The 12,172-nt window shown below is 35.0% G+C and carries 12 protein-coding genes; 7 read left to right on the forward strand and 5 right to left on the reverse strand.

Annotated features, from left to right (window positions below; translation table 11 throughout):
• The first annotated feature begins 9 nt into the window (after positions 1–9).
• Positions 10–660, forward strand: a complete 651-nt coding sequence (locus AC1RRQ_RS07530; protein WP_493022395.1) for an HD domain-containing protein — start codon at positions 10–12, stop codon at positions 658–660.
• Positions 661–727: 67 nt separating this feature from the next.
• On the opposite strand, the gene AC1RRQ_RS07535 is transcribed toward AC1RRQ_RS07530, so the two are convergent.
• Both AC1RRQ_RS07535 and AC1RRQ_RS07540 read right to left on the reverse strand, forming a co-directional pair.
• Positions 728–1,351: a hypothetical protein gene (locus tag AC1RRQ_RS07535; RefSeq protein WP_493022396.1), complete on the reverse strand. Its 624-nt coding sequence runs from the start codon at positions 1,349–1,351 to the stop codon at positions 728–730.
• Between the two features lie 195 nt (positions 1,352–1,546).
• Positions 1,547–2,671: a LytR/AlgR family response regulator transcription factor gene (locus AC1RRQ_RS07540; protein ID WP_493022397.1), complete on the reverse strand. Its 1,125-nt coding sequence runs from the start codon at positions 2,669–2,671 to the stop codon at positions 1,547–1,549.
• A 191-nt stretch (positions 2,672–2,862) separates the two neighbouring features.
• On the opposite strand from AC1RRQ_RS07540, the gene AC1RRQ_RS07545 reads away from it, so the two are divergent.
• A complete protein-coding gene (locus AC1RRQ_RS07545; RefSeq protein ID WP_493022398.1) occupies positions 2,863–3,843 on the forward strand; it encodes a cytochrome P460 family protein in 981 nt (326 codons plus the stop codon).
• 2 nt (positions 3,844–3,845) lie between these two features.
• Entirely contained in the window at positions 3,846–4,316 is a 471-nt protein-coding gene (locus AC1RRQ_RS07550) for a hypothetical protein (RefSeq protein ID WP_493022399.1), read from the forward strand.
• A 34-nt stretch (positions 4,317–4,350) separates the two neighbouring features.
• Here AC1RRQ_RS07550 and AC1RRQ_RS07555 read toward each other — a convergent pair whose 3' ends face one another.
• Positions 4,351–4,731: a winged helix-turn-helix transcriptional regulator gene (locus tag AC1RRQ_RS07555; protein ID WP_493022400.1), complete on the reverse strand. Its 381-nt coding sequence runs from the start codon at positions 4,729–4,731 to the stop codon at positions 4,351–4,353.
• Positions 4,732–4,854: 123 nt separating this feature from the next.
• Between AC1RRQ_RS07555 and AC1RRQ_RS07560 the strand changes: the two genes are divergently transcribed.
• A complete protein-coding gene (locus tag AC1RRQ_RS07560) occupies positions 4,855–5,649 on the forward strand; it encodes an SDR family oxidoreductase (RefSeq protein WP_493022401.1) in 795 nt (264 codons plus the stop codon).
• Between the two features lie 68 nt (positions 5,650–5,717).
• Here AC1RRQ_RS07560 and AC1RRQ_RS07565 read toward each other — a convergent pair whose 3' ends face one another.
• Both AC1RRQ_RS07565 and AC1RRQ_RS07570 read right to left on the reverse strand, forming a co-directional pair.
• A complete protein-coding gene (locus AC1RRQ_RS07565) occupies positions 5,718–6,740 on the reverse strand; it encodes an LLM class flavin-dependent oxidoreductase (RefSeq protein ID WP_493022402.1) in 1,023 nt (340 codons plus the stop codon).
• A 146-nt stretch (positions 6,741–6,886) separates the two neighbouring features.
• A complete protein-coding gene (locus tag AC1RRQ_RS07570; protein ID WP_493022403.1) occupies positions 6,887–7,903 on the reverse strand; it encodes a hypothetical protein in 1,017 nt (338 codons plus the stop codon).
• Positions 7,904–8,103: 200 nt separating this feature from the next.
• Between AC1RRQ_RS07570 and AC1RRQ_RS07575 the strand changes: the two genes are divergently transcribed.
• From AC1RRQ_RS07575 to AC1RRQ_RS07585, 3 genes are all read left to right on the forward strand, one after another.
• A complete protein-coding gene (locus AC1RRQ_RS07575) occupies positions 8,104–8,619 on the forward strand; it encodes an RNA polymerase sigma factor (RefSeq protein ID WP_493022404.1) in 516 nt (171 codons plus the stop codon).
• Between the two features lie 50 nt (positions 8,620–8,669).
• Positions 8,670–9,569, forward strand: a complete 900-nt coding sequence (locus AC1RRQ_RS07580) for a FecR family protein (RefSeq protein WP_493022405.1) — start codon at positions 8,670–8,672, stop codon at positions 9,567–9,569.
• Between the two features lie 84 nt (positions 9,570–9,653).
• Positions 9,654–12,101, forward strand: coding sequence for a TonB-dependent receptor (locus tag AC1RRQ_RS07585; protein WP_493022406.1), 2,448 nt, complete (start codon positions 9,654–9,656; stop codon positions 12,099–12,101).
• Positions 12,102–12,172: the final 71 nt, after the last annotated feature.

Here is a 12,172-nt window from a genome sequence, read left to right on the forward strand (position 1 = left end):
CAAATTATTATGTCAGTAAACAAGTTTAAAACTATTGCAGGAATAACCATTCCAGACAGTTCTATTGCGCTTCAGGCTACAGAACTTTTATTAGAACACGGAACAGAATTTATCTACAATCATTCTCTGCGTGTCTTTTTATTTTCTTCTTTAAACGGAAAAAGAAAACAGCTTAAATACGATGAAGAATTATTGTATGTCGCTTCTGTTTTCCACGATTTGGGTTTAACCAAACAGTACAGCAGTACCGATTTGCGTTTTGAAGTAGATGGTGCCAATGCAGCGAGAGATTTCCTTAAAAGCCATAATCTGCCAAAAGAATCTCTTCAATTGGTTTGGGATACCATTGCGCTTCATACCACAATTGGAATTGCCGAGCATAAAGAACCGGAAGTTGCGCTTATGTATTCGGGCGTTGGTCTTGATGTTATGGGAGAAGGATACGAGCATTTGAGTGAAGAAAACAGAATAGAGATTCTTAATGCTTTTCCGCGTGATGATTTTAAGAAAAAAATTATCCCTACTTTTTTCAGCGGCTTCGAACATAAAACGGAAACTACTTTTGGAAACATAAAAGCCGATGTCTGCGCCTATATGATCCCAAACTTTCACCGCAAAAACTTCTGCGATTGTATTTTACATTCTCCTTGGAAAGAATAAGAATTAAAATTGAAAAAGAGAAACGCAGTAAAAATTAGTACTGCATTTCTCTTTTCAAAAAAAAGTATTACTCATTAATATTCTCTAAAGTAAAGTTGAATGCAGTAGAACCTTTACCTGGCCCGCCTCCTGTCATCACGATATCAGCGCTTCTGATACCCATTAAATTAATTTCTGTATTGATTTCTGAAATAATAGCCGAATTCAGTACAGATCCTTCCTCAACCACCTGAGAAACAACGCCTATATAAATACGAGGAGAAAACTCAAAAAGGGCTTTTTGACCGGGAGCTAAATTTGTTTTGGCTGCTACAACTTTCTTATCCTTAAAACACATCGCATTGATCGCGCCTCTCGAAAGGTTGTTTCTTACTTCAACTTGGGTAGGAACATCTGAAGCTGTGGTAGATAATTGCAGAATATCTCCAGAAGGAGCTAATACCATATCAAAAGCCTGGCCGTCCCAAGCATTTATTCGAGGGGTGTAATTTCCGTAAGCATCACTTGCCGATACACTAAAATTTAATGGAAAAACAAAAGGATGATTATCAAGCTGACCGCAATTTTGAATGACTTTCCATGCAATTGCATTTTCTTCAAAACTTTCGGCAGTATTTTTCTGAAAAATGACAACGCTGCTGTTGTTCGCATCCTGCGATCTGTTAATAAAGTTCAGTTTTATAGTATCCATGATTTTATCTTTTTTAGTTTTGGAAAAGTCCCTTGTTAAACAATTTATTCGAGTTGTTTTCTGTAAAACTAGTGTCTGATTTCAGGTAAAATAAAAAAGATGTTTCAAATCGAGATTTTAATGCTGCAAAGCAGAAATATTCTGTTACGAAGCAGAAATATTCTACTTATCAAAATAAACCTTTGGCAGAGAACTTTACTGATCCAGCCAGATCTTAAACTCTGATACTTTATTTTTACTGATAATAATATCTATTTTAGGATCTGGTTTTATAATTAGTTTCAACTGATTTTTTCCATAAAGCAAAATACTGCTGATCGAATTAATGTTGACAATAAACTGCCTGTTTGCTCTGTAGAAGATTGCCGGATCAAGCCATTTCATTACTTCATCGAGGCTGTTATTGCTGTTAAACTGACGATTATCAATCGTATAGATATACGTAATTCCGGTATCCAGTAAAATATAGGCAATTTCCTCTATATCCAATTTTATGAGTTCATCTTTATGATAAGTCAGTATTCTTTTCTTCGGAATTTCCGATTCTTTTGATGGATCGTTTAGAGGAGTGTCTTCTGATAAATTTTGCAATTTCTGCTGATTCGAATTTAATTGCTGATTCAGAATTTGAAGTTCATTTACTTTATGATTCAAATCGTCTTTTTCAACATTTAAAACTCTTTCATATTTTCTATAAATAAGGCGTATCATTAAGTAGCAGCACACGCTTATGAATATCGTACTTAAAAATAAGCTTACTACAAATTGCAGGTATAGATCTGATAATTCTTGTTCTAAAACAGCTAAGTTAGCATGCGAAGCGACCATCCAGTCTGTTCCTGCAACGGGATTTATATTTATTATTTCCGATTTTTTTTCGGGATTATTAGGAAATGTGCGCACTCCCGCCGTTTTTTCTCCTTCTTCTAAAAGGGTACGTAATGGCTTAAATTCTTTATCTCCTATTCCATTTACCTGAGAATTATTGAGTTGAATTTTTCCACCAATCAATGCCGGATTAGGATGACAAAGCTCAATGCCTTTTTGATTGTACATACAGATAAAATCACTTTTTATATCGGTATTTTCAATACTTAACTGCAGGTTATGAATTACCTGATCTTTAGATAATCCGCTTCGAAGCTGTTGTTCTAAAAGACGCGAAATCTCCCTGACTTCCCTTTCACCAGATTCTAATTTACTATTGCACAACTTTTCTTTGGCCGAAGTATAAAGATAGTTGGAGGATATTAAACTAATAATTAGAACAACAATACTAATGCCTGTAAGTGTTAAAGTATAAAGGCGTGCTTTTTTCATGTATATTTATGTATCCTTAAAATGAAATCCGTTTAGAAAATTTTGCTTAGGCTAAAATAAGCAATTTATTTAGCTTTCAATATTTCGGCTTTAAGGTCCAAAAATTCCCTTTGAGCCAATTAAATCTTTTAAACACTGGGATTAAGCCTAATTTTGACTTGATTATTTATTCCAACTAAAAAATAAAACAAATGAAAAAAGGACTTAAAATCTTCGCAATTTTACTGCTTGCATTTATTGCTTTACAATTTTGGAGACCCGCAGAAATTGAATATACAACTCCAACCAAGAACCTCGCGAATGTTCCTGCAGAAGTAAATACTATTTTAAGAAGTTCCTGTTTTGACTGTCATTCTAACACAGCCAATCTTGCCTGGTTTGACAAAATCACACCGGCAAATTTTATAGTCGCTTCTCATATTGCAGATGGACGAAAAGTGCTTAATTTTTCTAATTGGGATAAATTAGACAAGCAAAAGCAAAGCGGAACACTTTTCTATGCTTTCAACAAAATCTTATCGGGCGAAATGCCGCTAAAAAGTTATACTGCCCTTCATCCATCGGCAAAACTGGACGATAGTTCTATAACGGTTTTAAAAAATTATTTAAATACAATCGCATCCAGAAAAACAAATCCCGAGGTATCTCCAATTTCTAAACCCGAAGCTGATAAAAAAGTACTTCCAAATAAAAAAACAACGGATTATTCTAAAGTAAAACCTTCACCAAATAAAATTTCATACATACCCGATTTTAGAAGCTGGAAAGCCGTTAGTACCACAGATCGTTTTGACAATGGAACGATGCGTATCATTTACGGAAACAGCATTGCCGTAAAAGCTATTGCAGAACACAAGACTAATCCTTGGCCAGATGGTGCTATTTTCGCTAAAACAGCCTGGAAACAAAAAACAAAAGCTGACGGAACGATTTCTGCCGGTGACTTTATTCAGGTTGAATTCATGATAAAAGATTCCAAAAAATACGAGTCAACTAAAGGATGGGGATGGGCAAGATGGAAAGGAAATGATTTAAAACCATACGGAGACAGTGCCAGCTTCGATCAGGAATGTATCTCCTGCCATAATCCTGTAAAAAATAATGATTATGTGTTTACCACTCCATTACATCTCGACATTAACAAATTCAATATTTACAACAAAAACAAATAAATATGAAACCACTTCACTCTATCATAATCGCACTTATGGTTGTACTTTCCGGATGCAGCAGAAATAACACAGAAAATGTTAACGTAAAAGCTTCAGTATCTGCCTTAGATGAACTGCCGGAAAACCCCTTATTATTGTCGCCTATTACATTTTCTATTAATCCCAAAAAAGCTGTTATGTCAACTTTATACGGCAATAAAACTGCCTTTGAGCATGCCTTAACAAAAGCAGATAGTTCTTATCCTCAAGGAGCTGTTTTATATGAAGTTACGTGGAAACAAAAAGCAGATTCGCTTTGGTACGGCGCCAATATTCCGGATCAGATTATTAGTGTCGAAAAAATACAGTTTAACGGAAGCTCTTCTCCTAAATATGAATTGTATGCCGGACATCCTTTAAAGAAAGTTTCTTTTAATGATGAAAGCGAAAGAACCGCAGCGATAACAGCACAGCGCATGGCAGAAACACCTTAAAAAATGAAAAGTTTTTATATTTCTAAAAGCGATCTTATTTGTTTTCAGTATCGGCTAATCCCGAAAATTTTTTAATAATTAAGGTCTTTAAACGTTCCTGATGCTCATCTCCCCAGCCTCCCAAAACTCCTATTACGGGAATCAGGGTTTTTCCAAATTCAGTAAGACTGTATTCTACTTTTGGCGGTACAACGGGATATATTTTCCTGACAACAAGTTCATGTTCCTCCAATTCGTTCAACTGGATATTTAAAACCCTGCGGGAAGCATCGGGAATTTTACGCTGTAATTCACTAGGCCTTTTATGTCCTTCATTAATAAACCAAAGCAAACGTATTTTCCATTTGCCGTACAGCACTTCCCCTATCAAATCAAGGCCGCAATTTAAGTTTGGTATTGTTTTTCTTTCATACATATAACAAAAGTAAACCTATGTTCTGATTTGTACAATAGGGGAAAAATTTATCCCTATCTGAATCGTAATTCCGTACTTGTGAGAAACTTGCATACTTCTGAAATTTGTACAAAAGAAATTAACATGGAACAAAAATTTGATTATCAGAATGAATTATCAGGCAAAATTGCACTGGTAACAGGCGGAACAAAAGGAGCTGGAAAAGCCATTGCAGAACGTTTAAAAAGTGCAGGTGCAAAAGTCATTATTACTGCAAGAAATCAACCCGAAATACCTGATGAATATTTGTATTTTATCCCAGCAGATTTAAGCAAACCAGAAGGTGCCGATAAAATTGCTGCTGAAATAGTGGAGAAATTCGGCAAATTAGACATTCTCGTAAACAATCTTGGAGGCTCTGAAACTCCAGGCGGAGGTTTTGCTGCATTAACCAATAACGATTGGGAAGAAACAATACAAACTAATTTGCTGGCACCTGTAAGACTGGATAAAGCTTTTCTGCCTCAAATGCTTGAAAGCAAAAATGGTGTTATTATCCATATTGCTTCCATTCAGGGGAAATTACCTTTGTACGATTCTACTCTGCCCTACGCTGCCGCAAAAGCCGGACTGATTAATTACAGCAAAGGTTTATCTAAAGAAGTTTCTTCTAAAGGTGTTCGTATATTGACCGTTTCTCCAGGCTGGATTATGACCGAAGCCTCTAAAAGAATGATGGAGCGTATTTCTGAAAGCAGTAATACATCTCTTGAAGAAGCCGAAAAAAGCGTCATGCAGGCCTTAGGTGGCATACCTTACGGAAGAGCTGCACAACCGGAAGAAGTGGCGGAATTTGTTGGATTTCTTGTGTCGCCAAGAGCAGGTTATTTAACAGGGACAGAATATATAATTGATGGCGGAACAGTTCCAACGATTTAATATTTGAATAGTAATATAAAAGCTCTCTTTTTCAAGAGAGCTTTTATATTACTTATTTAGAAAAAATCTTAACGCCAGCCTAATTCCGGTGCAACGTATTTTAGTATAGACGATAATATATGCACATTATAGTCAACGCCTAAAGTGTTAGGTATTGTCAGCAATAACGTATCGGCTTCCTGAATGGCTTCATCCTGTTTTAACTCTTCAATAAGTTTATCCGGTTCTGCAGCGTAGCTTTTTCCAAAAATGGCTCGTTTATCAGTTTCAATATTACCAAAACTATCAGAACCTCTGCCCTGATCTCCAAAGTAATATTTGTCCTGATCTGTAACCAATGCAAAAATCGAACGGCTTACTGAAACCCTTGGTTCGCGATCGTGTCCGGCTTTTTTCCAGGCTTCTTTATATATCCTGATTTGTTCCGCCTGCTGAATATGGAACGGTTTTCCGTTTTCATCATATTTTAGGGTAGAACTCTGCAGGTGCATTCCGTTTTCGGCTGCCCAGACAGCAGTAGCATTCGATGCGGCTCCCCACCAGATTCGTTCTCTTAATCCTTCAGAATGAGGTTCTAGGCGTAATAAACCAGGTGGATTTGGAAACATAGGATATGGATTTGGCTCAGCAAAACCCTCACCGCTCAATTTATCCAAAAACTCCAAAGCTTTCTGACGTCCCATATCGGCATCCGTTTCACCTTCCTTAGGTTCATAACCAAAAGCGCGCCAGCCGTCGATAACTTGTTCCGGCGATCCCCTGCTGATTCCTAATTGTAAACGTCCTTCTGAAATTAAGTCGGCAGCACCAGCATCTTCAACCATATAAAGCGGATTTTCATACCGCATATCGATAACGCCCGTTCCAATTTCTATTTTACTGGTTTTAGCGCCAATGGCTGAAAGTAAAGGAAAAGGAGATGCCAGTTGTCGGGCAAAATGATGAACTCTAAAATAAGCGCCATCCAAACCAATTTCTTCTGCAGCAACGGCCAAATCAATAGACTGAAGCAGTGTATCGCTAGCCGTACGAGCCTTATAGGAAGGATGATTGGCCCAATGTCCAAACGATAAAAATCCTATTTTTTTCATAGATAGCAATTATTATAATTTACTATCTCAAATATACGCATCATTATTGAGTGCGTATATATCCTTTAAATAGAAAGTGTTTATAGTTTCATTTATGAAATAAGCAGGTCTGTCTTATTTTATTGATTTACAAATAGTACTAAAAATTACCTTTTCTCAAAATAAAGATATTTAGTACTGCTCGTTACATTGCGTAGTCTGATTTGCGAATTATTAAATTCAAACAGTTTCCAGCTGTTATTTAGTTTGTTTAGCGGGTCTGTGCCAAAGTTTACTTTTAATTCCCTTTCGCCGCTCTGCATGGTAGTTTCCCATTGGCCAATTTCTGAAGTCGTGCCTTTTGTGGCTATTACTGAATTGTCATTTTTAAAAACAAATGAATAGCCGCTGTAGGAAGAAGTTTTATCCAATTCATCAAAGAAATAAGGAATTCCCCAGGAACCTTTTGTTATTGTAGTTTCAAAATCAAGTGCCAGATTATTTTCTGGACAGTAATCTATAGCATATTTAATCGCATTTTCGAACTCCAAATTGTTCGTAATTGATTTTGTCGAATAATTATAATCTGCAATTGAAATTGGATAATTTAATGAGATATACTGACTGGCATTCAGATTTTTAATAAAATTGAAAAAGGCCTGATCGCTGATAATAGAAACAGAACTTCCAACCTGATTGGCGCTGTTGTAGATATTAACCGAAATAGGATAATTAATATTCAGCCCGTTAATTTTCGATAAAAGATCCGGCTGATTATTCCAGTAATCCAGCAAAGAATCAAAATCGCTTTCATTTGGAATCACCTTTTCAACGTAATTATAGAACACCATTGTGACAGGAAAATCTATTTTTACAATATCATCATCATAAGGACTTGCGTTGATATTATCCAATACTTTTTGATAATCGGCTGTAGTATTAACTGCAATTTGTTCGTTGTTTACCGTAACCGTATAAGGAAGTTTCACAGTACAATAGCTGGACTTGTCTATAAAATTATCCTGTACTGTTTTAACCATTGCAACCCTCTGCAGATAAGTCGTAAGAGGCGAAGCATTTGTAATTGTTCCCTGCACATTAGTATCCTGCTCATTTATTTCACTTTGACAGGACAATAAGAGAAAGAAAACTGCTATTGATAAATATTTTTTAAACGGGAACATATTTATATTTTTACAAAGGTAATAAAATTTAAGAAACTGTTTTTTTCTAAATTCAGTATCAAAGGCTTTAGTTTCATGTTTTTAATTTTAAATTATCATTCAGAAAATACATTTCCTGCCTCTATAAAACAATCACACTTACTTTTACCCTACTTATATCAAAAACAAATACTTTTGCGTCGTACAAATCGAAAATCTAAATGCCACTTAAAAACCAATCAGATACTTGCGATGAAATAATTTTTTCATCTTTCTTTAAAAGTCACGTAAAAGCACTTCGAAATTTTCTTTATTACAAATTTGGTAATATGAATCAGGCCGAAGATCTGACTCAGGAAGCTTTTACGAAACTTTGGCAGAATTGTGCTTCGGTACCGCTGGAAAAAGCAAAATCCTATATCTATACCATTGCTAACAACAGCAGTCTCAACGAAATTGCGCATCAAAAAGTAGTTTTGAGATATGAAAAAAACTTCACAGGTTTAGATAAAACCAACGAAAGCCCCGAATATATCCTCGAAGAAAAACAATTTCAGGCTAAACTTTTAAGAGCCATCGAAAACTTAAACGAAAAACAGCGTACGGCCTTTTTAATGCATCGCATTGACGGCAGGAAATACAGCGAAATTGCCATAGAGCTAAACATCAGCGTAAAGGCAGTAGAAAAACGCATTCACTTAGCTTTATTAAGCTTACGTAAAGAAATTGATATATAAAAGTAGGGTAAATTAAATCCTAATTGTTTTAATAATAACAGTACTGTACAATGAAAAAAGATCGCTTATTAGCAAAATGGCTCAACAATGATTTATCTCCGGATGAATTAGCCGCATTTGAAGCAAGTCCTGATTTTGAAAAATACCAAAAGATTAAAAATTATACAGATCATTTGGAATTGGAAAATCTCGATGAAAATGCCATGTTGTCCAATATTTTGAAGCAGAAAAAAACCGCACCAAAAACCATCCCTTTGTACAAAAAATGGGTATTTCAGGCCGCAGCTATATTGGTGCTGGCTCTTGGAATTGGTATTGCACTTAAATTTTCTGTGTCTCAAACAGAAACTGCCGATTTTGGAAAGAAAACCACTTTTTCATTACCTGATAATTCTGAAGTAGTACTGAATTCAGGTTCTGAAATAAATTATAAAAAATGGAGTTGGAACAGCAACAGACATCTTAACCTTAAAGGAGAAGCTTATTTCAGAGTTTCAAAAGGCAAACGATTTGAGGTTGAAACCACTTTAGGAAAAGTAACGGTTTTAGGAACTCAGTTTAATGTAAAAGCCCGAAAAAACAGGTTTGATGTCGTATGTTACGAAGGACGTGTACAGGTAAATTATGCCAATACCCAAATTCTTTTAACACACGGACAAAGTGTTCGTTTCGAAAACGGAAAACAAGTTAACAGAAACGTAAACGTATCAAAACCAGAATGGATAGACAATCAAATATCCTTTAATCAGGAAAATATTAGAAGTCTTCTGGATGAAGTTGAAAGACAATACAACATTACAATCGAATTAAATTCAAAAGATACAATTTCTTTATTTACAGGAAAATTGCCCGCTAAAGATTTAAATACAGCTTTGCAGATTATTAGTACAACCTATCATTTAGAGGCTAAAAAAGTCTCTGATAATAAAATAATTTTTGACGAAAAATAAATGCTGCTCCCCAAATCATTTCATTTTTTGTTTTGCACCTTTTTTCTTGTCCTGAATCTTTCGGCTCAGAACAAAGGAAGAACCGTGTCTATTAAAAAAATCATATTTGATATTGAACAGCAGCATCATGTCAGCTTTAATTATACCGAGGACAATATTTCCGGATTAGAAATAATTCCTCCCAAAAAATCATTTTCATTAGAACAAAAACTGGAATATCTTAGTAAGAATACCAACTTGTCTTTTGAAAACATCGGAAATCAATTCATCAATATCTATAAAAAAGAGATCGAATTGCCTGTAATCTGTGGTTACGTTTTTTCGAGTGCCGACAAAAAACCTATTGAAAACGCTAATATCAGTTTAAATCAAACTCAGATTGCTACAAACTCAAAAGGTTATTTTGAATTAACAAAAGGCGATAAAAACATTCTTTTTATCAGCCACGTTGGATATAGCACCAAACGAATTGCGGCGGGAAATTCAGATGCTGAAAATTGTCTTCAAATAACTTTAGAACCCGAAATTACAGAACTTCACGAAATTAAAGCCAATTCTATTCTGGCTTCGGGGATTTCAAAAAACAAAGACGGATCTCTTGAAATTAAGCCCAAAAAATTTGGTATTCTTCCTGGACTTATCGAGCCCGATGCCCTGCAGACCATGCAGCAAATTCCGGGTGTAAACAGTATCGACGAAAGTGTTTCGAGCATCAATGTTCGAGGCGGTACGCACGATCAGAATTTATTTTTATGGAACGGAATTAGAATGTACCAAACGGGACATTTTTTTGGTTTAATATCGGTTTTCAATCCCAATCTGGCGCATACCATTTCTATCTATAAAAACGGAAGTTCTGCCTTTTACGGAGAAAGTGTATCGAGTGTTGTTTCTATTTCTTCAACTCCCGAAACAACAGAAAAAAACTCATTCAGCGCAGGAATAAACATGATCAATGCTGATATTTATGCCAAATACAATGTTTCTAAAAAGAGTTATATCGAAATTTCGGCACGAAAATCTATTACAGATTTTATAGAAACGCCTACCTATAAAGAATATTTCAATAAAGTATTCCAAAACACCACTATTACTGATTTTTCAGACAAACAAAATGTCGATTATCGAAGTGACAAAAAATTTGGTTTTCATGATGCAACCCTAAAATATGCTCAAAAAATTGGAAACAAAGACCAGATTATACTGGACTTAATAACCATAAAAGACAATCTGGAGGTTTTTCAAAGTGCGACTGTATACGACATGTACAAATCTGAAAACAATGTTTTACGCCAGCAGAATTACGGTGGAAATTTGTCATGGAAAAGAAACTGGAACAGCTTTAATACCACTAAATTGAATGTTTATAATTCTGCTTATGAATTGTTAGGGAATCAGAAAACTTCTATTGGAAACCAGATTGTTATTCAGGAAAACACGGTTAACAATAACGGAATAAATTTAGAAAACAATCATATTATTAATTCTAAATTCAGTTTCAACGACGGATATCAGTTTAATGAAGTAGGAATTACAAATTTGGAACAAGTAACGAATCCTGATTTCTATCGCAAAATTAAAGACGTGCTGCGAACTCACGCTTTAATTGCAGAAGGAAAATACAACGACACGCTTTCCAGAGTTTATCTTAAGGCCGGAATGCGCCTCAATTATATCGAAAAATTTAAAAAATTCATGGCAGAACCCCGAATCCAATTCGGTTACGGCATCAATAAAAATTTAAGTTTAGAATTACTGGGCGAAATGAAAAGTCAAAATTCCCAGCAGATTATTGAACTGCAGAAGGATTATTTCGGAATTGAAAAAAGACGCTGGATTATCTCAAACAATACCACTATTCCTATTCAAAAAAGCAGACAATTGTCTTTAAATTTATTCTACAAAAATGGAGACTGGCTTCTTGATGTAGAGAATTTCTATAAAAAAGTATCTGGAATTACAACTTCCAGCCAGGGTTTTCAGAATCAGCTAGAGTTTGTACGCACAACAGGCGATTATGAAATTTGGGGAACAGAAATGCTCATTCAAAAAAGAATGAATCATTTTTTAACCTGGCTGAGTTATACTTATAACCACAATAATTATCATTTTTCTAAATACGAATACCCAATTTTCCCCAATAACTTTGAGTTAATGCACACCGTTTCGTGGGCAGGAATTTATGAAAAAAACAATTTCAAAATTGCCTTAGGTACAAAATGGTCAACCGGAAGACCCAAAACACCGCCGGACAATTCTCAAATCGACAATTCAAATCCTGTATTGGTTTATAAAAAACCTAACAGCGCCAACGTGCATATTTTTTCGCAGGTTAATCTTTCTTCTACATACAAATGGGAAACTGAAAAGGGTATTCAATACAAATTAGGCGTTTCTATTTTGAATATCCTCAACAGAAGAAATGAAATCAGCGAATATTATAGAATAAGTTCCTTAACAAATTCTATAGAAGAAGTCGAAACATACTCCTTGCAAAGAACTCCTAATCTGAGCTTTAGGGTTTCATTTTAATTTTATTTATTCAGGATTTTTAGAGAATCTTGTACTCCTTTTCATTTTTTTTTATAAAAACTTCAATTCTT

The organism is Flavobacterium sp. GW821-FHT12A05 (assembly GCF_058807735.1).